A 24,565-nucleotide genomic window follows, 5' to 3' on the forward strand; every position below is an offset into this window, starting at 1 on the left:
CTTCATTTTTGCTCCTTAAGCTCCGATAATCGCAGTCACCCACAAGTTGTGGAACAGACTTGAACTGATCGGGGTATGAAGGATGATAAAGCGGATCAATCCACTTGCATTTAGTCTATTTTGGATAGAAGCCATGGGAACTGTTGAGAGAATAGTCAAGCCCATCTGGATCACCAAGAGGGTTATCACGACGGCGATCACACCTGCTCCAATTTGATACTTGCGATCCTCCAATTTTTCTGGCTGGGGAACCAAGTGCATAAAGATTCCAATCACGCGGCCGATCAAATAAACCAGCACAAAAATCAACACATAAGCTAACCCTGCATAAAAGATGTCATCTAATTGAAACAGGTAGCGGTTGGCATAAAAATAATTCACCGATTGCTGGGTGGGACTCGAAAAAGGAACCCATAGAGACAAAATCTTAGCCAGTCCCTTGTAGCTACCACCTGCAATCAAGAGGGCCACCAAGGTCACTAGAAAATAATAGGACTGGAGGATGATGCCTCTTGCATAGCCAATATAAAAGCTCCATGCCAAAATCAATAAGATTAAGAAAGTTAACATGTATCTCCTCTTATTTAGATGATTTATCCTTTAAGTCGTCTAAAGCTTTGCGACGAAAATCATCTAATTCTGTTTCTTTGTCGTCAAACTCAATCTCGCGATTCAGCTGCATGGACAAACTATTTACTGCCAATAAGATCGCGATGGTTTCATCATCGGCTTCTGGCATTTGTTCCTTAATTGCTTGGTATTTTTCTTTCGCAACACGTTCGACTTCTTCCATAAACAAATTATCATGGTTGGTTGTTAAAGTGAGCGCTTTGTTTCCAAATGTAAATTTATATCTATTTAAGCTCGCCATAAAAATCACCTCACGGTATTATACCAAAAAAGGCTAGCTTTGTCAGTAGCAAAGCCCCTCTTCACAGGGATTTTCCAGTGGATTCTTTCTTTCTTTTTGCTCCCTCTCTCCCTGAATTTGTGGTACAATAGTGGTTATGGAAAGTATGACACTCACTCCAACACAGGAGCAAATCCTTGATTTTGTCCATACCTATCGCAGTTCTCTCACTCAAAGCAAGAACCCTCATATGGATTATTTCTTTCGATTAGAGGGAGCGACCGTTTCGATCTACAAGTCTGGAAAAGTCTTGCTTCAGGGCAATGACCTTACTCCTTACCTGGCCTTTTTCGGGCAAGATGCTGGGAACCCTAAAGGTTCTACTACTTCATCTGCAGGACAAGATCTAGCCATGATCGGAACCGACGAGGTCGGAAACGGCTCTTATTTTGGTGGACTCACCGTCGTTGCATCCTTTGTCACACCTGACCAGCACGACTGGCTTAAAAAGCTTGGTGTTGGGGATTCAAAGACCTTGGATGATCGAAAAATTCAGCAATTGGCTCCTCTCCTTGAGGAAAACATCCAGCACCAAGCACTCTTATTGTCTCCAAAGAAGTACAATGAAGTCATTGCTTCTGGCTACAATGCTGTTTCGGTCAAAGTGGCCCTGCACAATCAGGCTATCTATCTTCTATTGAATAAAGGAATCCAAGCAGAACGAATTGTGATCGATGCCTTTACGACGGCTAAAAACTACCAAAAATACGTGAAAGCTGAAAAAAATCAGGTCACCCAAGCCATTGAGTTGGAAGAAAAAGCAGAAAGCAAATATTTAGCGGTTGCAGTTAGTTCCATCATCGCCCGCAATCTCTTCCTTCAAAATCTGGAAGATCTGGGCAAGGAACTGGGCTTTAATCTCCCTAGTGGAGCAGGGGCGAAGTCAGACCAAGTCGCTGCTAAATTGCTTCAGACCTACGGGATGAAGGCTCTGGATTATTGTGCCAAACTCCATTTTAAAAACACAGAAAAAGCAAAGAAATTACTAGAAAGATAAGTTATGTCAAAAAGAAGTTCAAAACATACATCTAGCTCACCAGTAGTGAGATTCCTTAAAGAATGGGGCCTCTTCAGTATCATTGTTGGTCTCATCATCGCCTCTCGCATCTACCTCTGGGCTCCGGTCAAGGTGGACGGCCATTCGATGGATCCAACCCTGGCTGATAGCGAGTATCTCCTTGTGGTCAACCACCTCTCAATTGATCGTTTCGACATTGTCGTTGCCAATGAAAAAGACGACGACGGCAAAACCAAGGACATCGTCAAGCGGGTCATCGGTCTTCCTGGAGATACCATTCAGTACGACAACGATACCCTCTACATCAATGGGAAAAAGACCAATGAGCCCTATTTGAAAGACTACATCGCTCGTTTCAAAAAGGATAAATTGCAATCGACCTATACTGGAAAAGGGTTCGAAGAAAACGGAGAACTCTTCCGCCAATTGGCCAATACAGCCCAAGCTTTTACAGTAGACAAGGATGGCAATCCTAAATTTACCTTGAAGTTGCTCGACGATGAATACCTCCTACTTGGAGATGACCGGATCGTTTCAAAAGATAGTCGTCAAGTCGGAGCTTTCAAGAAAGAACAAATCAAAGGGCAAGCCGTCTTTAGACTATGGCCGATCTACCCTTTCAAAACTTATTAGTATAGATCAACAGACTGAGGCTGAGACAAGTATGTCCCAGCCTCGCTTCATAAAAAGGAAAGAAATGATGGAATATTATTTTTCTGGTACTATTGAGCGCATTATTTTTGAAAATCCTAGCAGTTTTTTTCGAATCCTCTTGCTCGACATTAGCGATACCGATGCCGAAGACTTTGATGATTTTGAGATTATTGTGACGGGTACTATGGCAGATATCATGGAAGGCGAAGACTACACCTTCTGGGGGGAGCTGGTCCATCATCCTAAATACGGAGAACAGCTCAAAATCAGTCGCTATGAACGTGCCAAACCCTCTAGCAAGGGCTTAGTGAAGTATTTTTCCAGCGATCACTTCAAGGGAATTGGTCTCAAAACAGCCCAAAAAATCGTGGATCTCTATGGAGAAGACACCATTGACAAAATTCTGGAGGCCCCTGAAAAATTAGAAGAAATCACAGGTCTCTCCAAGAAAAACCGCCTGGCTTTTGTGGATAAACTCCGTCAGAATTACGGAACGGAGCGCATTCTCGCCCAACTAGCCAATTATGGCATTCCCAATAAACTAGCCTTTCAAATCCAGGATTTCTACAAGGAAGAAACGCTCCAGATCGTGGAGCAACAGCCCTACCGATTGGTGGAAGACATCCAAGGAATGGGCTTTAAAATTGCAGATCAACTGGCAGAAGAACTGGGCATCGCAAGTGACGCCCCCGAGCGTTTCCGCGCGGGTCTGATTCACAGCCTCTTTAGCTACTCTATCGAGACTGGAAATACCTATATTGAAGCCAAGGACCTCCTGCGCTATAGCATTGACCTTTTGGAATCAGCGCGTCCAGTAGAATTGGATCCCTCCACTGTCGCCCAAGAATTAGGCCACCTTATTGAAGAAGACAAGGTCCAAAACGTGGATACAAAGATCTTTGACAATAGCCTTTTCTTTGCGGAGGAAGGCATTCGCAGTCACATTGGTCGATTGCTGGAGAAAGGAAAGCAGACTTCATTTGACCCTGAAAAGATCAACCAGGCAATTAAAGAGGTTGAAAAAGATCTGGGGATTCACTACGATGCTATTCAAAAAGAGGCGATTCACCAGGCGATTCAAAACAAGGTCTTTATCCTCACTGGGGGACCGGGAACAGGAAAAACCACCGTTATCAATGGGATGATCAGTGTCTATGCCCAACTCCACCAGCTGGATCTGCGTAAGAAACAAGACCTGCCAATCCTCTTGGCTGCCCCAACGGGACGGGCAGCCCGGCGCATGAATGAGCTGACAGGACTTCCGAGTGCCACCATCCACCGCCATTTGGGAATGACAGGAGATGATGATACCAGCCACTTAGAGGACTATCTAGATGCAGATTTTATCATTGTGGACGAGTTTTCCATGGTCGATACCTGGCTGGCTAATCAATTAGTCAGCAACATCGCAACCGATACCAAACTCTTGATTGTGGGAGATGCTGACCAATTACCATCCGTCAGTCCTGGACAGGTCCTAGCGGATCTCTTGCAGATCCCAAGCATCCCTCAGACCAAGCTCGAACATATTTTCCGTCAGAGTGAAGATTCGACCATTGTCTCACTTGCAGGAGACATTCGCCAGGGTAAGCTTCCTCAAGATTTCACAGAACGAAAAGCCGACCGCTCTTATTTCGAAGCCGGAAGCGAACACATCCCTAAGATGATCGAACAGATCACCTCTGCTGCCCTTCGCAGTCAGATCCCAGCTCGAGATATCCAAGTCTTGGCACCGATGTACAAGGGCCAGGCCGGCATTGACAACATCAATACACTCATGCAAGACCTTCTCAATCCAGCTGTCAAAGATCAGGTCGTCTTTGACACGCCAGACTGCCAATACCGCGATGGAGACAAGGTTATCCATCTGGTCAATGATGCAGAAAGCAATGTCTTTAATGGAGATATTGGCTACATTACCGATCTTCTCCCCGGAAAATATACAGAATCGAAGCAAGATGAATTGACTATCCAATTTGATGGCAATGAAATCGTCTACCCGCGCAATGAATGGTACAAGATTCGCTTAGCCTATGCGATGAGTATTCACAAATCGCAAGGAAGCGAATTTCCTGTGGTGATTTTACCCATTACGAATCAAAGCCACCGGATGTTGCAGCGTAATTTGATCTATACCGCCATCACGCGCTCAAAGAGCAAGCTGATTCTCTTAGGAGAATACAGCGCCTTTGATTTCGCTACTAAAAATACAGGTACAGCGCGCAAGACCTACTTGGTGGAACGCTTCAAGGACCTGGACGGAGGCGAAGCAACCACAGACTATTCTTCATCCGTTGCAATGGCTTCTGCTACAATCGAATCTGCACGAAGCAAGGAAGAAACTGTTGAAACGAAAGCAGAGACGTCTAAGCCTACTGTCTATCGACTAACAGAAGACAATCTCCACGCCATCTCGCCTATGATTGGACTAACAGAAGAAGAGATTGCAGCCTTCTTTGATATCAAAAAAGACGACTAGTGAATAGACTAGTTGTCTTTTTCTTCCTCTACCAGAGACAGTTCAGTATGATCAACAAAGTTGGTCATGGTGACACCCAAGAGGCGGATTCCTGTATTTATCGATTCGATTTCTTGAAAAATGCGACGCGCTGAACGATTGATGCGCTCATCATCTCGCGTTGGCTCCGTCAAGGTGATACGCTTAGTCAAGGTGGTAAAGTCTCCATAGCGCACTTTTAAGACCAAGGTCTTTCCTTGCTTACCATGTTTTTCCAGCGATTGGGCCACCTTACTGGACAGATTGGCAATTTCTTCTAAAATATCATCTTCTGCATAAAGGAGCTTGCGGTAGGTCCGCTCTTTTCCGATCGACTTACGGATGCGATGACTTTTGACAGGGCTATTGTGAATCCCTCGCGCCTTTCGAAAGAGATCATAGCCAAATCGCCCAAACCGATCAATCAAAGTCATCTCCGGGATGGCTAAAAGATCCGCGCCAGTATAGACACCCATCTCATGTAGTCGCTCTACTGTCTTCTTTCCTACTCCATGAAATTTGGCAATGTCCATTTGGCTCAGGAAATCCTCAGCGTCCTCCGGTAAGACCACCGTTAGGCCACGGGGTTTTTGGTAGTCACTTGCCATCTTGGCCAAAAACTTATTATAAGAAACACCCGCTGAAGCTGTGAGATGCAGCTCTTCCCAGATAGCATGCTGAATCAAGCGGGCGATTTTGACAGCTGATTTGCTCTGGATTTTATTTTCCGTCACATCTAGATAGGCTTCATCAATACTCATCGGCTCGATTAGATCTGTATAACGCTTGAAAATCTCACGGACCTGCTCACCTACTTCTCGGTATTTCTCATAATTTCCAGAGATAAAAATCGCTTGAGGACAAAGGTCCAGCGCTTCTTTAGAGCTCATAGCTGAATGAATGCCATATTTCCTTGCTTCATAGTTACAAGTCGAGACAACACCTCTCCCTCCTGACTGACGAGGGTCCTGGCCAATGACAAGCGGTTGTCCTTTCAAACTAGGATTGTCTCTTTCTTCGACAGCAGCAAAAAATGCATCCATATCAATATGAATGATCTTACGACTTGTATCGTTCACTAATGGAAATATCAGCATTTTTCACCCTCCTTTTTCTATTATAAAAATAAAATTTTGGAATTGCAAAAATCGGCCCTTCCTAAAAACATGAAAATTGATGGAAATTCGTGTTCATTTTCAAAAATGTAGTACAGTATCACAGAAGAGTTGAAACTGTATTATAAAAGAATCTGCTATTTTTCGCAATTTGTCTTTGTGTAACCGATTTCTGTATGGTATACTACTATTGTAAGTGCAACAGATATAGTTGCTAGAAAGACAATAGAGGAAAATAAAAATGGTTGTTAAAACAGTCGTTGAAGCACAAGATATTTTTGACAAAGCCTGGGAAGGCTTCAAAGGTGAAGATTGGAAAGAAAAAGCAAGCGTTTCTCGCTTCGTTCAAGCTAACTACACACCTTATGATGGAGATGAAAGCTTCCTAGCTGGTCCAACAGAACGTTCACTTCACATCAAGAAGATTGTTGAAGAAACAAAAGCTCATTACGAAGAAACTCGTTTCCCATACGATAACCGTCCAACATCTATCGCTGATATCGCAGCTGGATATATCGACAAAGAAAACGAATTGATCTTCGGTATCCAAAATGATGAATTGTTCAAATTGAACTTCATGCCTCGTGGTGGTATTCGTATGGCGGAAACTACTTTGAAAGAAAATGGATACGAACCAGATCCAGCAGTTCATGAAATCTTCACAAAATACGTTACAACTGTAAACGATGGTATCTTCCGCGCTTACACTTCTAACATCCGTCGCGCTCGTCACGCTCACACTGTAACTGGTCTTCCAGACGCTTACTCTCGTGGACGTATCATCGGGGTATATGCTCGTTTGGCTCTTTACGGTGCTGACTACTTGATGGCTGAAAAAGCAAACGACTGGAACTCTATTACTGAAATCGATGAAGAATCAATCCGTCTTCGTGAAGAAGTAAACCTTCAATACCAAGCACTTCAAGAAGTTGTTAAATTGGGTGACCTTTATGGTGTAGACGTACGTCGTCCTGCCTTCGATACAAAAGAAGCGATCCAATGGACAAACATCGCCTTCATGGCTGTCTGCCGTGTGATCAACGGTGCTGCTACTTCTCTTGGACGTGTGCCAATCGTTTTGGATATCTACGCTGAACGTGACTTGGCTCGTGGTACTTACACTGAATCAGAAATCCAAGAATTCGTTGATGATTTCGTTATGAAATTGCGTACTGTTAAATTTGCTCGTACAAAAGCTTACGACGAATTGTACTCAGGTGACCCAACCTTCATCACAACATCAATGGCTGGTATGGGTAACGACGGTCGCCACCGTGTTACTAAGATGGACTACCGTTTCTTGAACACTTTGGACAACATCGGTAACTCTCCAGAACCAAACTTGACAGTTCTTTGGACTGACAAATTGCCATACAACTTCCGTCGCTACTGTATGCACATGAGCCACAAACACTCTTCTATCCAATACGAAGGTGTAACAACAATGGCGAAAGACGGATACGGTGAAATGAGCTGTATCTCATGTTGTGTATCTCCACTTGACCCAGAAAACGAAGAACAACGCCACAACATCCAATACTTCGGTGCTCGTGTTAACGTTCTTAAAGCTCTTCTTACTGGTTTGAACGGTGGTTACGACGATGTTCATAAAGACTACAAAGTATTTGACATCGATCCAATCCGTGACGAAGTTCTTGAATTCGAATCTGTTAAAGCAAACTTCGAAAAATCTCTTGACTGGTTGACAGACACTTACGTAGATGCTTTGAACATCATCCACTACATGACTGATAAGTACAACTACGAAGCTGTTCAAATGGCCTTCTTGCCAACTCACCAACGCGCTAACATGGGATTCGGTATCTGTGGATTCGCTAACACTGTTGATACTTTGTCAGCAATCAAATACGCTACTGTTAAACCAATCCGTGACGAAGATGGCTACATCTACGACTACGAAACAATCGGTGAATACCCACGTTGGGGTGAAGATGACCCACGTTCTAACGAATTGGCAGAATGGTTGATCGAAGCTTACACTACTCGTCTTCGCAGCCACAAACTTTACAAGAACGCTGAAGCAACTGTTTCACTTCTTACCATCACTTCTAACGTTGCTTACTCTAAACAAACTGGTAACTCACCAGTCCACAAAGGGGTATACCTCAACGAAGATGGTTCTGTGAACTTGTCTAAATTGGAATTCTTCTCACCAGGTGCTAACCCATCTAACAAAGCTAAAGGTGGATGGTTGCAAAACTTGAACTCACTTGCTAGCCTTGACTTTGGTTATGCAGCTGATGGTATCTCACTCACTACTCAAGTTTCACCACGTGCTCTTGGTAAAACTCGTGACGAACAAGTTGATAACTTGGTAACCATCCTTGATGGATACTTCGAAAACGGTGGACAACACGTTAACTTGAACGTTATGGACTTGAACGATGTTTACGAAAAGATCATGTCAGGTGAAGACGTAATCGTACGTATCTCTGGATACTGTGTAAACACTAAATACCTCACTCCAGAACAAAAAACTGAATTGACACAACGTGTCTTCCACGAAGTTCTTTCAATGGATGATGCCTTGAACTAAGATTCAAATAGATCTTAAAAAACCAGTCGGAAACGGCTGGTTTTTTTCATCCCCATCGCAAGAGTATTCTGAATTTTGAAAGAGTTTAAGAGCTTACTATATAGGGTTTGACAGCGCTTTCTCCAAGTGTTATAGTAGAGCTGTAAATAAGATAGAAGGGGTGATCCTATGTTTTTAACATTTATTTTCGCTATTATTTGGCTCTTTATCCTGATTGCACTGATCTTTTTAGCAACCCTTCTCGTCCAGGATAGCACCATGCAGCACCACCACCCGAGTTAACGAATGATAAGCCTAAACAATAGCTATTCTAAACGAATTCAGAAAGGATAAGAAACAAACTAGAATTGTCAAATTTTAGTTCTGTCTCTCGTCCTTTTTTGCTATAATAGAAACAGATTATTTAGTAAGAAGGATATTATGGAAGAGTCAAAACAGATCAACCAAGTGATCGACGTCCTGATGTTAGCTGGAACCCTCCTGATAGAGAGCGGTTCTGAGATTCACCGGGTCGAAGATACCATGATCCGGATCGCCCATTCACAGGGAATCGTCGATTGCAATGTTTTAGCGATGCCAGTCGCTATTTTCTTTTCTATTGAGAATGCCAATGTCACGCGCATGAAACGGATCTTGCGGACCAATTACAATATCGAAAAGGTCTGTGATGTCAATCAGATCTCTCGTCAACTCGTCTCTGGAGAGATCGATCTCGAGCAAGCCTACCAGGCCCTGAGCGAGTTGAAAATGAAGCGCGTTCCTTATACCAATCTCCAGTTGACCATTGCGGCAACCCTCAGTGCTCCTTTCTTCTCCATCATGTTTGGAGGAAATTTCTATGATGCGATTGGAGCAGGTATTGCGACTGTCTTTGCCTTTGCTTTTTCTCTTGTCGTTGAGAAATACGTTCGCATTCCTTTTGTCACTGCCTTTGCGGCCGCCTTTGTCTTTGGTTTTTTGGCCCATATCTGGACGCGCTATAGTGGTTTTCCTTCCAATACCGATCTCATTATCGCAGGCTGTGTCATGCCCTTCGTTCCTGGAATCGCTATGACCAATGCCGTCCGAGATCTGATGAATTACCACCTCAACTCTGGGATGAGCAAACTCTTTGAGACTCTCCTCATTACTCTTGCACTTGGTGCCGGTACAACGGTCGCCCTCGTCCTTATGAAATAAAATAATGAACCTAACTGAATTTTTAATCCAAGCGGTGGCCAGTTTGATTGCCATCATCACCTTTTTAATTGTCCTAAATGTGCAGCGCTCCATGTTGATTCCTGGAGGGATCCTCGGTATGGGCATCTGGCTACTCTACTATATCCTGAAAGGGCCTACCAATGTCATCGTTGCGACCTTTATCGCAGCCATTGTCGGCTCCTGTATCAGTCAGATTTTAAGTATCATTCTCAAGACGCCTGTCGTGGTCTTTATGTTGTCCATTCTTGCGCCCTTGGTTCCTGGATATATTTCCTATCGAACTACTTCCTTTTTTGTCAGTGGCCAATATCGTCAGGCAGTGACCAGCGTGACCCTGGTGGTTATTCTGGCCTTGGTGATCTCCATCGGGATGGCTAGTGGATCTGTCGTTTTGAAACTCTACCATTCTTATCAACGCTATCAAAAAAGAAAAATGACCAATGCTAACTAGCATTTGTCATGTTGGTAACAAAGTCTTCTTAAAACTTTCCTTAGGTGAGCACGGACGTCAGCGAACTTCGAAGAAGTTCCATGACTTAGTTTTGGACCTAAGGTTCCAAAACTCCCGAGTGCTAGAAACAATAGTGTTTCTAGCACTTTTCTCACGGCGGAAAGTTTTTGTATTTTCTTGATTCATTTTAACAATTGGAACTCATTTTTATTTTTTGAAGAAAACTAAAAGTTTATGTACAATTGACTAAACTAAAGCTAAACCATTGATACAACTGAATTAGAAGCATAAAGTACATTCTTTAAAAAGTGTACTTTATTTTTGTTTTGTAAATTATTCTGAAACTACTTTCACATATTAAAAATTGAATCTAAATTGCTGTAGGCCTATAATAAAGATAGGAATAATAAGAATTCTTCCTAGAAAGGAGTATACTGTATCATATGTGACAGTATTATAAATGAATCATGAAAAAAATAATTACTATAGTACAGTGCATTTTGTTCCTCGTGTCTCCTTACATAGCTAGAGAACTATGCTTGATGAGTAAAAATCTGGTGGATAATATGTTCCTCACATTCTTTATCATGCTAACAATTTCTTTTTGGCTTGGTATTTGGAAGTTGGGAGATCTTGTGGGAAATCCAAAATAGAAAGTAAAAAGTTGTGCTAGAGATGAGATTTTTATTTATTTTAATTATTAATACACCTTATTTCTTTTATTTAAAATGGAAGGATAAGCCTAAACAAAAAAATAAGTCCTTTTGTTATCTTTATAAGTTTTACATGATTTACTTGTGGTTTATCTTCATAATTTCCATAATGGCTATCGGTATTTTATCCCTTGGAATAGTAGCTGGTATGGGAAGAAAACTTCCGTTTGGTTTCTTTGTTTTATCTTTTTTATTTGTAGTTCTATTTAGTTTCTATATTTTTAGTATTCTAAAAGAGATAAAGGAATTAAAGCAAATAAAAGGTAAGTAAATAGATAGACGTAATCTAATTTGAATTGTCTTTATCTGGACTATACATCAAAATAAACAAGAATAGGGAAAAGTCTTTAGGATCAAAAAACGCATAATATTAGGTTTTGAAGAACCTTGATACTATGCGTTTTATTGTGGGGAGATTTACTTTATTTTCTCCTGAAATTGAGTTTTTACCTAGTATCGTTTTAATTCCGATTAGAGATAACAAATTTATCAATGAATAGTAAGTGATATAATGCAAGTACAAATCCCCAGAAACTACCACGAAGAGAAAATTCTTGATGATTAAGAGGAAGCAAATCACGGTTTCCTATATAGATGCATGTCAAAATCACAAATAGAATCCAAAATAAATCAGTCCATTTATATTTTGAAAAAAGACAAGGTGTTTTATCCTTGTCTTTTTCGTTTTACGTTTTAGTACTGCTTTTGTTTCAATGTCAATAAATGTGTTCTTTTTGGAGTATTCTATAGATTCGAGGTAACATTATCACGGTATAGATCAGGAGAGAAACACCTCCAAATATGAATATAAGACCTCCGTTTATGTCCTTTTGAAATAGATAAGTAAATACAATGGTACCTATCGGCATGATAGACGTATTTAGTGTGAACAAAGTACTCATTACTCTTCCTAAATAATTTGTTTCAATGCTACTTTGAAGATAGGTCATGACGACAATATTTAGAATAACAAGAGTGAATGCGATAATTCCCATAAATAAACCGCCAACGGAAGAAATAATCACTTGGGTGTTAGTAGTTGCAAATGTAATACCCAAACCAACGATTGCGATGGTTAGAAGAAAAAGTGGAATGCGAATTCTATTAGAGAGAAGTGTATTATTTTCTTTTTTGTCTGGCAATAGTGACATAGACACACTGGCTAATAACATTCCAACTGCAGACATTGTTTCTAGGATACCTACTGTTGCATTATCTAATAAGAGTTGCTCTTTGACTACAAATGGCACTCCAATGCTAATGGAAGTATAGAAAAAATTCAGTACAACACTAACAAGAATAATATATTTGACAATCTGATTTTCTTTTAAGAATTGGATAATTTCTTTGACCCCGTGTTGATGCTTTTCATTCTGTTTAATCTTAGCTTCTTGCTCTTCGTGTTCATAGAAGAATTTCATGGTAAGTAAGACACCTAAAGAAAGGATATTTGCAATGATTTCTATAAGAATAAAGCCTGAGAAGCCTAACCAATTATAAAGAATGACTCCAATAGCTGGGGAAAGCATGGTTGCGATAGCAATGGCGGTTTGTGTAACAGAGCTTAATCGTTGAATTTTTGTATCATTTACTAACTCGTGGATAGAGGCTGAATAACAAGTATCATTGATGTTAACTGTGACAGAGTGAAGTATGACAAACGGAATTACTAAATATAAGATAGTAGATGAATTCGTTAAAAAATAAAATGCATAAAACAGAAGAAAGATAATAAGTCTAAAAATAAAATTATAAATTAAGATCTTTTTATGACGGTATCGGTCTACTAAATTACCGATTGGAACCAAGAAAATCAAACTAACTAAAGGATAGATGATCATATTGATTCCAAAACTCATTGCCGATTTTGTTTGGTCCAGTAACATTAATCCTAAAGCAAAATTAAAAGCTTTTCCACTTAAAGAACTAATAAAACTACTAATAAAGTCTTTGATGATTTGTCTATTAGACATTTGATCACTTATTAAATTCTTAATATTAGCCCCCTCCATTCGTTTCAACATTACTTCGGTTATCTAATCCTATTCAATCAACCTGTGTTGTAAGGTAATTGAGATAGTAGATAGACCATAATTTTTATTAATTAAGATTTTACCAATTATACTAATAAAAGTATAATAAAAAATGTAAAAAATATTGTCTTTATGTTTACTAATTATATTTCTCTCTTGCTTTGACACTATCTAAATTGATAACTTCTTACGTACCTCTTCTAAAATAGGATATATTTTACAATCGTTAAAGGATTTCAAAATGAAACAGATTGTTTTATTTTGCTTTTTGTAGGTTTTAACTTCATTCTAGATGTTGATACTATTTATCATAACGCTTGACGTCGCTTTCAAACGGGAGTACAATAATATTGAGGACAAGATGGTTAATCTCTTTTATTTAGGAGGTGTCAGATATGCAAATCTATTTTGTTTATTCTATTTTCTATCTATTATCACGCGTAGTAGCACTTGTAGTTCTAGCTTATCTTATTAAGTTACTCATTGCTCGTTTAAAAAGAAACTAAGTAACATTTTGCCCAAATAGTAGTTATTTGGGCTTTTTGCTATACTTTAGCCTAGTGGATTAAATTTATAAAGATAGGATTTAGCATATTCTTATTGAGTGATTTTATTTTATGAAGGTTGTTTATAGGTAAAGGGGAAAATAGATGGTTTCTAAAATTGATGTGGCTTGGGACTTGTTTCTGGAGGGAAAAACATCAGAAGCTAAAAAGTTGGTTGAACAAGATTTTTCCATTGATACCTGTACAGATTTTAGCCTTTTAAATCTGATGGGGTATTTATTATTGGCAGAAAAAGACTATGCCTCGTGTACCCGTATCTTTGAGAAATACATTTTATTAGCTCAACAAAATGAAGACAAAGAACATGAACACATTGGATTACATCAATTAGCTATGATCTACAGAGATCAGGGTGATTTTCATAAGGCTTTAAAGCTCATTGAAGATGAAGAGAAGATAATTGAAGAGCATTTTCCCAATGATAATCTAAAGAAAGCTGTGAATAACTACGAACAAGGCTATTTGAGATTGAAATTAAACAATCTTGATGAAGCTCTTACATTCATGAATCTGTCACTGGAACAATCTTTAGAGACTGATGATGTGATTTCTCAGGCTTGTAGCTATAGAGGGTTAGGGGAAATTTATTTAGCCTTGGAAGATAAAGGATTAGCCAACACACATTTCAAACGAGCTATAGAACTTTTCGAAAGTGTTGGAGAGTTTGAAGGGATAAAGGAAATTGAGGAATTGATTAATCGATGATTTTGCATTTAGATTTTGTCATTAGTTTGCTTAAATAAAGTACATAATTGACATGATTAGCTCAAAAAATTTTTTTGTTACTAAAGTAATCGCTTCACTTATCTTAAAATAGTTTTTCTCCATTCAAACTAATGCAAAATAATATTCGTTTTTCAATTTCTCTAAGTGTTATCGCTTGCATTTTTACTTAAAAGGGATACAATGATAGTGAAAAAACAAATCCTTTAAAGTATGCGAGGTGCTGTATGATGATAAGCAAGTATATCAAGTATCTTCCTTGGATGATCCTAGGAGCCCTCCCCTCCTATCAATCAGCAACTATCTATGCCCGTAATTCATTTGACTTGTTCTATCTGACCTTGAACTTTCTGATTGTGTACATCGCTTTAATCGTCTTCTACGAAAATGTTCTAAGAGACAAATGCAAAGAACTCTTCATACGAATCATGAGCAATCCTAAAAAAGATAAGCAAGGATAAGAGTTGAAAAGCCATCTGAGGATGGCTTTTTCTTATAGATTCTCTATTTTTCTTTGAAACATTGCAAAATCGGTCCCGAGAATGATTTCCTTGCTGATCTAGCTTTTTCAAGGGAGTTTAACCCTTAAATATGGTAAAATAGTAACGAAATATACTAGTAGATATCAAATAAAAAAGAGGTTAAGAATGACAATTGGGATTGATAAGATTGGTTTTGCGACGAGCCCTTATGTCTTGCGTTTAGAAGATTTGGCTACTGCTCGTGATACTGATCCCGAAAAACTGAGCAAGGGTCTTCTCTTAAAAGAACAAAGTGTTGCACCGATCACAGAAGACATCGTCACATTGGCTGCTACTGCAGCAGATGATATTTTAACAGACGAAGATAAAGAAGCAATCGACATGGTGATTCTTGCGACAGAATCTGGAATTGACCAGAGTAAGGCTGCTGCTGTGTTTGTCCATGGCTTACTAGACATCCAACCTTTCGCTCGTTCTTTTGAGATGAAAGAAGCCTGCTATGCTGCAACTGCTGCCTTGGATTATGCTAAACTCCATGTTGAAAAATTCCCACAGAGTAAGGTTTTGGTCATTGCCAGTGACATTGCTAAATACGGAATTGGAACTCCTGGAGAACCAACACAGGGGGCCGGAGCGGTTGCCATGCTAATCAGCCAAAATCCTCGTATTCTATCTTTTAACGATGATAATGTTGCCCAAACACGCGATGTCATGGATTTTTGGCGTCCAAATTACGCGACAACTCCCTTCGTGAATGGAATTTATTCAACACAACAATATCTAGATTCTCTGAAAACAACCTGGGCGGAATACCAGAAACGGACTGGCCTTACCTTGACAGACTTTGCGGCCGTCTGCTTCCATTTACCTTATCCAAAATTAGCTCTCAAGGGCTTGAAAAAAATCTTGGATAAGTCAGTACCAGAAGAGAAAAAAGATCAATTACAATACAACTTTGATCAATCGATTCTATACAGCCAACGCGTAGGAAATATCTACACTGGATCTCTTTTCCTAGGCTTGCTGTCACTACTGGAAAATGACCCCCAACTCAAAGCTGGTGACCGAATCGCCCTCTTTAGCTATGGAAGTGGAGCGGTTTCTGAGATCTTTAGCGCCAATCTCGTTCCTGGTTTTGAGCAACTCTTAGATCACAAACGCATGGAAAGACTGGACCAACGTACGGTTCTTAGTGTTTCTGACTACGAACGACTCTTTTATGAGGAAGTAGATCTAGATCCTAGTGGCAATCAAGTGTTTGAGCCTGCTACGCTTCAAACTTATGCTTTGACAGAGATCAAGGAACACCAACGCACTTACCAGAAAGTAGAAAAATAATGGCACGATTACCAGGTTTTGCAAAACTTTCGCCCACTGAACGCATAGAGGCCTTACTGAAGGAAGGCCTCTTAACTTGGGATGAAGCACAGATCTTAAAAGAACAAAAGGGACTTCCCCTTTCTATTGCAGATCAATTGACAGAAAATGTCTTGTCGACTTTTGACTTGCCTTTTAGCCTCGCTCCTTATTTCTTGATCAACGGTCGTGACTATGTCCTTCCCATGGTCACAGAAGAGCCTTCCGTGGTTGCAGCTGCCAGCTTTGCAGCCAAGCTCATCCAACGTTCGGGCGGCTTCACCACCCAGGTGCACCAGCGCCAAATGATCGGTGAGATTGCTCTGACGGATGTTGAAGATAGGAATACTGCAAGCAAGCGCATCCTCGAAGACAAAGAAACCCTTCTTCAGATGGCTAATGAAGCCTATCCTTCTATCGTTAAGCGTGGAGGTGGAGCGAGGGATCTTTGGGTCGAAAACAAGGGGGACTTTCTCATTGTCTACTTGGCTGTCGATCCCAAAGAAGCCATGGGAGCCAATATGCTCAATACCATGTTAGAAGCTCTGACCGATCGCATCCAGGAACTCTCTGGTGGTCAGGCCTTGATGGCAATTTTATCCAACTTGGCCACTCGCTCTTTGGTGAGTGCACGGTGTGCCATCGATTTTAAAGCACTGAGTCGAAATCCTGAGGAAGCCATTGAGATTGCCCACCGGATGGAGCTAGCTAGCCAACTGGCTCAAGTGGATCCTTACCGTGCGGCTACTCATAACAAGGGAATTTTTAACGGGATTGATGCCCTGGTCCTTGCGACAGGCAATGACTGGCGGGCCATCGAAGCAGGAGCCCATGCCTATGCTACACAAAGTGGTTCATACAAGGGCTTGAGCCACTGGACAAGTCAGCCAGAAGAGAAAAAACTCTATGGAGAGATCACCCTGCCAATGCCGGTTGCGACAAAAGGAGGCTCGATTGGCCTCAACCCAACGGTTCAAGTCAGCCACCGTTTGCTAGGAGAGCCTTCTGCTATTGAATTAGCCGGTATCATCGCTTCGCTCGGTTTGGCGCAGAATTTCGCAGCCCTCAAAGCCCTTGTCACCACAGGAATTCAATCAGGACATATGAAACTCCAAGCACGCTCCCTAGCCCTTCTAGCAGGAGCTAAGGAAGAGGAAGTTCCCCGATTGGTTAGCCAACTCCTTGAAAACAAACCCTTTAATTTAGAAAAAGCACAAACACTCTTACAAGAATTGAGAAAATAAAAGAACTAAGACAAGGTTTTCGTTTTCAGATTGAAGACAAAGTCATTTTTGAAACTTTCCTTAGGTGAGTACGGACGTCAGCGAACTTCGAAGAAGTTCCATGACTTAGTTTTGGACCTAAGGTTCCAAAACTCCCGAGTGCTAGAAACAATCCTATTTCTAGCACTTTTCTCACTGCGGAAAGTTTCAGTGTATGTTTGAATGAGCCTATTGGTATGTATCAGTTTTAATTATTCTGCATCACTTAGCTTGTTTTATGTAAAAAACAGTTTGTTTACATTCTAAAAGAACTAAGACCCATGTCTTAGTTCTTTTGTGTTTGAAAAAATTTTCTTATTGTTTTAAAAATGGCAACTCGGGATGTTTCTTGGTATAGAGCACCACTTCGATAAAGGTCCCTACTTGGACGGCAAAGAGCAGTCCGACGAGAAGATTAATCCGATGGTCTGTTTCATAAAACGGAGAGTTCCATAAGAAGTGATTGGCTACTGTCGAGAGAACACACCAGAGCCCAAAGAGTTTTTCCTTTTGCTGGGTCACTTGAGACAACAAGAGGAAGACACCCACTGATACAACAGCAGTATAGAGGGCATGTGAAGCTAATCCACCAGAGATCCGGTTAATGGCCTCAGTAACCGCGGCTAATTGGCTGGTTTTGGTTTGGCGAGCAACATACCCTAAATCCTCAATGATTTGAAAACCAAAGCCAGAGCCCAAGCCTGCAATTAGAATCGTTTTTAGATCTTTCTTGCCAACCATCAAGACAACCCAAAAGGCAACTAGAGCCTTAAAGAATTCCTCTGAGAATGGGGCTGTCAAGGCATCGGTCCACTTGTTAAAGACAGTGGCATCCTTGATCACATGGCTATTCATAATATCAATCAAGCTATTACCTGAAAAGCTCAACCAGCCTGCTACGAAGGCACCTCCAAACATAGCAATCCATAAGAGATAGGTTGGGACAGACAACTGCTTGGCCAATCGTTTTGAAAAGAGATAGAGTGGGATAATAATAGCCGCTAAGACAGACAAGTTCAAGACCAAGTCTCTGCCTGCAGACTGGCTAAATTCTTGTTGAGAAAGATGACCGAGTTCAAACTCCAAGCCAATTCCTGCAAATAGTAGAAAGAGATAGATAGAGGCTCTTTGAATTTTAGTCATCTTGTTTTCCTCCCTTTTGTTTCTTTGAGCGAATCAGGTAGATCACAATCGCTAGAAGGGTTGCTCCGAACAAGCCTGCTGCTAAAATGTAATCATAGTCAAATTCAACGAGATCAATCTTTTCTTCATAAGCAGCATCTTCTTCGTCATCTAAATCCTGCAGAGCACTTTTTCCGTGTTCATCTGCTACCTTTTGTTCTGCTTCTTTTCTGATTTCTTGCAAGCGTTCGAAAGTTTTCTCAGCTCTTGCCATGCTTTCCTCTGTTGCCTTCTTACTAGCTTCTTCAGGCTGAGAAGCAAGGGCAATTTGTTCCTGATCACTCAGATCTTGTTCGACCATCCACTGAGACTCCAACCGTTCCATTTCAGTACGAATCGCCCCATCTTCGAATAAATCTGGATACTTGGCCACAAGGTCGTTGATTCTTGAAATGGTCCAATACCAGGAGCGATCATTGTAATGATCCCCTAATTCTTGGTAGGCTTGATAGGTGTTGAGAATATTGCCATAGTAGGGTAGATATGGAGCATTTCGTGGACTACCCATCGACAGCCACATGGTGCCCCCACCCGCACTCGCTGGGACATCATCTTTCAGTTGGAAAATATGGGCCTCCATGACATTTGGATTGGAAATAGGGTATTTATAAACCTCATCAAACTCCCCTTTTTTCGGAATGCCTTTTCCATCCAGCTCCATTTGATCCTGTGGTTTATATTTGGTTCCTTCCAAACGATTGCGTTGGAGATTCATGGCATCGCGGAGGGTTAATTTTCGATCGGTTGTATGAAGAAGGTCAAAGGACGCATCGTCATATTTAACAGGAGAGCTTGGGTCTAGCGATTTGATTCCCGACCAAACCCGAGAGCGATCTGCTTCTTGCAAAGGAGGATTATAGGATTGAGAAACGTGGAATTTTCCGTCCACTTCCTTATAGCTATTGGCTTCTTTGGCGACTTTTTCAAGATCTTTTGAGGCGATCGTGCGTTCGGTATCCGATAGATCGACATGCCCTAAGAAGAAGGTATTTGGAAAGACCGCAAACCGATCCTCTGGGAAGAGAATCGCTGCATATTGGTGACCAGATAGGATTTCCATATACCAGACGCCTTCTTTATCGGCAATGGTCACAATATTTCCTTCTGCAGCGCCTTTTTCTTCGACGATTTTAGCAATGAGTTCAACCCCTTCTCTTGCGGTTTTCACACTTGGGAGAACGATACTGGTCAAGCCCGATTCTGCGAGGCCATCCTTGACATAGGGATCCACCTTTTGGATCTTGTCATTTGCTGAAGCAGATACAGTGGCAGAAATGGAAACCCCATATTCGTTGAATCCTGCTTCGTCAAAAATTCCCTGATCAGGGATGACATCTGGGACCGCTGTATACTTATAGCTAATCTCAGGCAAGGGATATTGAAAACCGTTGGCAGCATCTTCAAAGATGGCTCCTTTTTTATTGTAGACACGCTCTCTAACCACAAAATTTTTATTATGGTTGGGCTCTAAATCTTCGGTACGCCCTACCAAGGTCGAACCGTCGGCAGTCAATTTCTTCCCGATGATGAACCCTGTACAAGCCTCAACAGGTTGAGCAATCAACAAAAGCGGAAGCAAGGCTGCTACAGCTGATCGAAAATAGTGCTTCTTCATCCTAAACTCCTTTTTAAAAATGTTTTTCCTTATTTAGTATACTCTTTTACAAGCCTATTTTGCAAGCGATTCCAGCAACCGTAAACGATTCGTAAACTATCAGAATTTTTGAGGAGAACACTTTTTCAAAAAAAAGAAAAAATTGGCTTATTTTGTCAATCCTAAACGAATAGGAACTAATTTTTAAGTAAAATAAGTTAAGTGATTCTTCAAAGAACTATAAAAGAGTTCTAATTTTCAAAATGAATCATAATATACGAAAACTTTCCGCCGTGAGAAAAGTGCCTGAAACGTTTTTGTTTCAGGCACTCGGGAGTTTTGAAACCTTAGGTTCAAAACTAAGTCATGGAACTTCGTAGAAGTTCGCTGACGTCCGTACTCACCTAAGGAAAGTTTCTAAAATGATTTTTCTTCATTTTTTCTGTTGCTGAGCTTGCCATAATTTTCCATAGAGGAGATAGTCGACTTCACGGACCTCTTTCAGGTTCTGACAACCGAGCGCACAAAGGAGCAATCTGAGGTCTTCTTTCCAGCCTTGGACAATGGCGATTACTTCTTCAATACTCTTAGTCTCTACCATCTCAAGAAAAACGCGGGAAAGTCCTACGCCACGTGCTCCAAGGACCAAGGCCTTGACCATATCAAGAGGATGACGGATGCCCCCACTTGCGAGGACCTCAACCTGATCCATCTGATCCTGTAACTGTAAGAGACACTGCGCAGTTGATTGTCCCCAATCATCCAGATAAGCGCGATTGCCACCACGACGATTCTCAATATAGGCAAAACTAGTTCCACCACGACCAGAAATATCGACGGTTTTGATCCCAGCATCTAGCGCAGCCTGAACTGTTTTGGGATCCATACCAAAGCCGACTTCCTTCAGGACTACAGGTACTGGAAAGCCCTGCCCATAGCTCTTGAGATGGTCTTTCCAAGTGTGGAAACTCCGCTCCCCTTCAGGCATGAGCAACTCTTGCATCAGATTCACATGGACTTGAAGAAAGAGAGGTTGTAGCTCTTCCACTGTTCGCAAGCCCAGATCTGGCTCTTTATCGATGCCAATGTTGGTTGCTAAAAGAAGATGAGGATGGTCTTTTTTGACCGCATACGATTGATCGTTCGGATCCTTCAGCCCTGCGCTGTAAGAGCCAGTCACAAAGAGAAGCCCACAGGCTTCGGCTACTGCTGCCAACTTTTGATTGATCTCTTTGGCTCGTTTACTCCCGCCTGTCATGGCATTGATGTAAAAAGGAAACTCCCAATCACGCCCTGCGAAATGGGTTGTCAAATCAATCTCCGCTAGATCCACAAGGGGGAGGGATCGGTGAATCAGCTCGATCTCATCAAAGCTATTATAGGAGGAGCTTTGCTCCAAGGCATAACGAATATGCTGGTCTTTTCGATTTTCGCTCACGAATCTCCCATCCTTTCTTGGTAAATGACTTCAATATTCTTTTTCTTCCAGCGCTTTATCAAGATCTGAGTCTCAACTGGATCAAAACTAAGGGCGATCCCACAGTCGCCTCCTCCAGCACCACTGGATTTGGCACAGGCAAAAAGGTCCTCTGTCGATTCTTGTAGCTCTTTTAGAGCTGGGGTATAGATCAAAGGGTTCAAAGACTTTAGGTTCTTATCGGCGCGTTTGATACTGGTCTTAATGTCCTTTTGGTTCCCTTCACGGAGGCCTTTTTCAAGATTCTTCACTGCGCTCTGGCTCTCCTGAAGAAATTCTTCCTTGATCGCTCCCTTGACCTGGCGGATCAAATCACTTGAAATCGCTGGTTCCTTGGTCCAACCAACCAGAAAATCATAAGAGATGGCTGGCTGGATCGAGCATATCTGGTAGTCCCAATCCAGGACTAAAACTTGTGAAAGAGGCTGAGAAGTCAAGACTTCATGCAACCAAGCCCGATCAAAGGATTGGTAATAAATCAAGTCCTCGTAAGCGATACAAGCCAAATCGCCCATGGAACCATTGTCCCCTCTTTGCACCAAGACCACTGCTGCTAGTCGAAAGAGCAGATCCGGATGTAGGTCTAACTCATACAGAGCAGCCATGGCCTTGATCACGAGCAAGACCACACTTCCGCTGGAACCAATCCCATACTTTTTCCCCTCTTCGCCCAGTGTTCCTCTAAGGTGAAGATCAAAGGGTTTAGGGGCTATCCCCTGATCTTTCAGCCACTCTTCCATAAGCTGAATAGTCTCTTGAATCAAGGTGTAGTCCTTATTTGGGGTCAAATCCACCTGGTAACCAAAGAGATCTGAGGCTAGCTGATAGCTTCTAGATTCTTGGATGGTAGCTGACAGATAAATAGGGATAAACTGAATCACAGCTCCATAACCAGGCGTTAGCACCGCGTATTCTCCAGCTAAATAGAGCTTGCCTCCAGTCTGTACCTGATACTTAGTCTTCATCTTGAGGGTCCTTTGTCTTAGATATGATGGTCCGATAGCGGGCGTCAAATAAAGGCACCAGCTGATCCAAGTCTTCTTCTAAACAGAGAACCTTAACATTTGGCCCTGCATCCATGGTAAAGTAACAAGCATGGCCTGCAGCGCGAAGCTCACGGACAAAGTCCATAGCTTTGTGGCTTTCTTCTGTCAAGTAGCTAAAGGCTGGAGTGGCTGTCCTAGTCGTCGCATGCATAGCAAGGGCATTGCGCTCTGTCAGCTGACCGACCTGTTCAAAATCATTGCCAGCTAGATAGTCCAGCATGTCCTTGTAATCTTGTCGAGACTCTTCGATCCATTCTTTGAAATTAGTCGAAGTCTCCATGCAGCGTTTCATCCCTTCGCGGCTGGAAACGGGCTTTTGCTTGTCATTGAGGACCAGCATGATCATGGCTAATTTCAGGTCTGTCTTAACCTTGTATATATCGCCACTTTCTTTGTCCCAGGCTGCTAAGGGACCAAAGAAAGACCGCGAAGAAGAGCCCGAAGCAAACTTGGCTTTTTGAGCTAATTCCTCCTGGCTCAAGCCCAAATCATAATACCGATTGCAAGCCTTAACGAGAGCAGAGAGCCCGCTCGAGCTAGAGGACAAGCCTGCTGCGGTTGGCATGTTGTTGCTGGTATCCACCCGAACAAATCCCGCTTCATCTGCTGGCTTCAAGCCATCAATCACAGCTCCAATTTTGGCTTGCTCAGCTGGATTTTGGAATTCCCCATCGATGTAAAATTCATGAGCAGTCGCATCTGCTGGCAAGGGAGAGAGACTGGTCTCTGTATACATATTCTCTAAGGTCAACGAAATCGAACTGGTCGAAGGGACCATCTGTTTGGCATCTTCTTTTCCCCAGTATTTGATAATCGCGATATTGGCATAGGACTTAGCCTTTACAGGTTTTCGATCCATGTATGGTGCGCTCCTTCTTTTTCTAATGCATGGGCAATGGTTGCTGCTTCACGAGAATCCTTGACGAGGGCAATCACACAACCTCCAAGACCGCCTCCGCTCATTTTAGCGCCTAAGGCCCCATTTTCAAGGGCAACGGCGACCAGATGGTCTGCTTTTTCACAGCTGACACCCACGGCTCTCAAGTGCTCATGGCAAGTAGTCAAAGCCTGTCCTAGGTTCGTTAGATCATTCATTTTCAGAGCCTCTTCCACCTGCTGAGTCAACTGACCAATCTCATGGAAATGGGGCAAAACTTCCTGCCCCTTGGCTTCCACCTTTTGAATCGCCTCACGGGTATTGCCGTGAATCCCCGTATCCGCAATCACCAAGCTCGCTTTTATCCCCAGCTCCAGCGGGTAAAAGCCGACATTCCGGATGAATTTAATGGCTTGATCACTCAAACAAGTCTTGGCATCGAGCCCACTTGGATTCATATGGGCAATGGTTTCTGCTCGATTGACCAGGATTTCTAAGGTCTCATCATCCAGCTCCTCTTGATAATAGTCAAAAACTGCACGAATGGCTGCGATACTCACCGCCGCAGACGATCCCATCCCCCGTTTTTCCGGTACCATGGACTGAATCCGGCAGCGAATCCGGGCCTCTTTAATCCCGAGGTGCTCAAGAGACGCAAAAACTGCCATGGACAAAGTGTCATCTTCAAACAAAATCCATGGACTATCTGACGGAATGATCTGGCAGGTCACTTCGATATGATGGAGAGGCAAAGCAATAGCCGGATAACCATAGACCACCGCATGCTCTCCAATTAAGATAATTTTACTATGCGCCCTTCCGACGCCTATCTCTTTGTTCATATTCATCTCG

Annotated in this window: 20 protein-coding genes; 10 read left to right on the plus strand and 10 right to left on the minus strand. The window is 41.9% G+C overall.

From position 1 onward, the window contains the following. Nucleotides 1-15: 15 nt before the first annotated feature. Nucleotides 16-570, minus strand: coding sequence for a CvpA family protein (locus tag HMPREF2686_RS04430; protein WP_070449375.1), 555 nt, complete (start codon nt 568-570; stop codon nt 16-18). Nucleotides 571-580: 10 nt separating this feature from the next. Beyond that, on the minus strand, nt 581-871 hold the full coding sequence (locus HMPREF2686_RS04435) for a hypothetical protein (protein WP_049471900.1): 291 nt from the start codon (nt 869-871) through the stop codon (nt 581-583). A 136-nt stretch (nt 872-1,007) separates the two neighbouring features. Here HMPREF2686_RS04435 and rnhC point away from each other — a divergent pair, with 136 nt between their 5' ends. From rnhC to HMPREF2686_RS04450, 3 genes are all read left to right on the plus strand, one after another. Continuing rightward, a complete protein-coding gene (gene rnhC / locus HMPREF2686_RS04440) occupies nt 1,008-1,907 on the plus strand; it encodes a ribonuclease HIII (RefSeq protein ID WP_070449376.1) in 900 nt (299 codons plus the stop codon). A gap of 3 nt (nt 1,908-1,910) precedes the next feature. Then, complete coding sequence (gene lepB / locus HMPREF2686_RS04445) at nt 1,911-2,561, plus strand: signal peptidase I (protein ID WP_070449379.1); 651 nt, start codon at nt 1,911-1,913, stop codon at nt 2,559-2,561. 67 nt (nt 2,562-2,628) lie between these two features. Beyond that, nucleotides 2,629-5,061 carry an SF1B family DNA helicase RecD2 gene (locus tag HMPREF2686_RS04450; RefSeq protein ID WP_070449381.1) on the plus strand — a complete coding sequence of 811 codons (2,433 nt, stop codon included), beginning with the start codon at nt 2,629-2,631 and terminating at the stop codon, nt 5,059-5,061. Nucleotides 5,062-5,069: 8 nt separating this feature from the next. On the opposite strand, the gene dinB is transcribed toward HMPREF2686_RS04450, so the two are convergent. After that, nucleotides 5,070-6,176, minus strand: coding sequence for a DNA polymerase IV (gene dinB, locus HMPREF2686_RS04455; protein WP_070449382.1), 1,107 nt, complete (start codon nt 6,174-6,176; stop codon nt 5,070-5,072). Nucleotides 6,177-6,435: 259 nt separating this feature from the next. Between dinB and pflB the strand changes: the two genes are divergently transcribed. The 3 genes from pflB (at nt 6,436) to HMPREF2686_RS04470 (ending at nt 10,402) form a co-directional block, all read left to right on the plus strand. After that, a complete protein-coding gene (gene pflB / locus HMPREF2686_RS04460) occupies nt 6,436-8,751 on the plus strand; it encodes a formate C-acetyltransferase (RefSeq protein WP_061591097.1) in 2,316 nt (771 codons plus the stop codon). A 420-nt stretch (nt 8,752-9,171) separates the two neighbouring features. Continuing rightward, nucleotides 9,172-9,930 carry a threonine/serine exporter family protein gene (locus HMPREF2686_RS04465; RefSeq protein WP_021153883.1) on the plus strand — a complete coding sequence of 253 codons (759 nt, stop codon included), beginning with the start codon at nt 9,172-9,174 and terminating at the stop codon, nt 9,928-9,930. Nucleotides 9,931-9,934: 4 nt separating this feature from the next. Further along, complete coding sequence (locus HMPREF2686_RS04470) at nt 9,935-10,402, plus strand: threonine/serine exporter family protein (RefSeq protein ID WP_031575574.1); 468 nt, start codon at nt 9,935-9,937, stop codon at nt 10,400-10,402. 1,429 nt (nt 10,403-11,831) lie between these two features. Here the strand turns inward: HMPREF2686_RS04470 and HMPREF2686_RS04480 are convergent. Beyond that, nucleotides 11,832-13,088 (minus strand): MFS transporter, encoded by a 1,257-nt coding sequence (locus tag HMPREF2686_RS04480; RefSeq protein WP_229100886.1) that lies wholly within the window; start codon nt 13,086-13,088, stop codon nt 11,832-11,834. Nucleotides 13,089-13,798: 710 nt separating this feature from the next. Between HMPREF2686_RS04480 and HMPREF2686_RS04485 the strand changes: the two genes are divergently transcribed. From HMPREF2686_RS04485 to HMPREF2686_RS04500, 4 genes are all read left to right on the plus strand, one after another. Continuing rightward, nucleotides 13,799-14,419: a tetratricopeptide repeat protein gene (locus HMPREF2686_RS04485; protein ID WP_049490614.1), complete on the plus strand. Its 621-nt coding sequence runs from the start codon at nt 13,799-13,801 to the stop codon at nt 14,417-14,419. A 248-nt stretch (nt 14,420-14,667) separates the two neighbouring features. After that, on the plus strand, nt 14,668-14,898 hold the full coding sequence (locus tag HMPREF2686_RS04490) for a hypothetical protein (protein ID WP_070449383.1): 231 nt from the start codon (nt 14,668-14,670) through the stop codon (nt 14,896-14,898). Between the two features lie 186 nt (nt 14,899-15,084). Beyond that, complete coding sequence (locus HMPREF2686_RS04495) at nt 15,085-16,257, plus strand: hydroxymethylglutaryl-CoA synthase (protein WP_049490611.1); 1,173 nt, start codon at nt 15,085-15,087, stop codon at nt 16,255-16,257. Continuing rightward, on the plus strand, nt 16,257-17,519 hold the full coding sequence (locus tag HMPREF2686_RS04500) for a hydroxymethylglutaryl-CoA reductase, degradative (RefSeq protein WP_070449385.1): 1,263 nt from the start codon (nt 16,257-16,259) through the stop codon (nt 17,517-17,519). Before HMPREF2686_RS04495 ends, HMPREF2686_RS04500 begins: the two co-directional genes overlap by 1 nt. A 333-nt stretch (nt 17,520-17,852) precedes the next feature. Here the strand turns inward: HMPREF2686_RS04500 and HMPREF2686_RS04505 are convergent, their stop codons facing one another. The 6 genes from HMPREF2686_RS04505 to mvk all read right to left on the minus strand — a co-directional run bounded on the left by HMPREF2686_RS04505 (nt 17,853) and on the right by mvk (nt 24,555). Then, a complete protein-coding gene (locus tag HMPREF2686_RS04505) occupies nt 17,853-18,680 on the minus strand; it encodes a PrsW family glutamic-type intramembrane protease (RefSeq protein ID WP_070449386.1) in 828 nt (275 codons plus the stop codon). Continuing rightward, entirely contained in the window at nt 18,673-20,334 is a 1,662-nt protein-coding gene (locus tag HMPREF2686_RS04510; RefSeq protein WP_070449388.1) for a C69 family dipeptidase, read from the minus strand. Before HMPREF2686_RS04510 ends, HMPREF2686_RS04505 begins: the two co-directional genes overlap by 8 nt. Nucleotides 20,335-20,746: 412 nt before the next feature. Then, nucleotides 20,747-21,751 (minus strand): type 2 isopentenyl-diphosphate Delta-isomerase, encoded by a 1,005-nt coding sequence (gene fni / locus HMPREF2686_RS04515; protein WP_070449390.1) that lies wholly within the window; start codon nt 21,749-21,751, stop codon nt 20,747-20,749. After that, on the minus strand, nt 21,748-22,755 hold the full coding sequence (locus tag HMPREF2686_RS04520; protein ID WP_070449391.1) for a phosphomevalonate kinase: 1,008 nt from the start codon (nt 22,753-22,755) through the stop codon (nt 21,748-21,750). The genes fni and HMPREF2686_RS04520 overlap by 4 nt, the downstream gene beginning before the upstream one ends. Further along, the gene (mvaD, locus tag HMPREF2686_RS04525) at nt 22,745-23,695 is read right to left on the minus strand and encodes a diphosphomevalonate decarboxylase (protein WP_070449393.1); all 951 of its coding nucleotides are present in this window, start codon (nt 23,693-23,695) and stop codon (nt 22,745-22,747) included. Before mvaD ends, HMPREF2686_RS04520 begins: the two co-directional genes overlap by 11 nt. Then, nucleotides 23,677-24,555 carry a mevalonate kinase gene (gene mvk, locus HMPREF2686_RS04530; protein WP_070449512.1) on the minus strand — a complete coding sequence of 293 codons (879 nt, stop codon included), beginning with the start codon at nt 24,553-24,555 and terminating at the stop codon, nt 23,677-23,679. Before mvk ends, mvaD begins: the two co-directional genes overlap by 19 nt. Nucleotides 24,556-24,565: the final 10 nt, after the last annotated feature.

The sequence above is a fragment of the Streptococcus sp. HMSC057G03 genome, from assembly GCF_001808745.1.
In the GTDB taxonomy this organism is placed as follows: domain Bacteria; phylum Bacillota; class Bacilli; order Lactobacillales; family Streptococcaceae; genus Streptococcus; species Streptococcus parasanguinis_Z.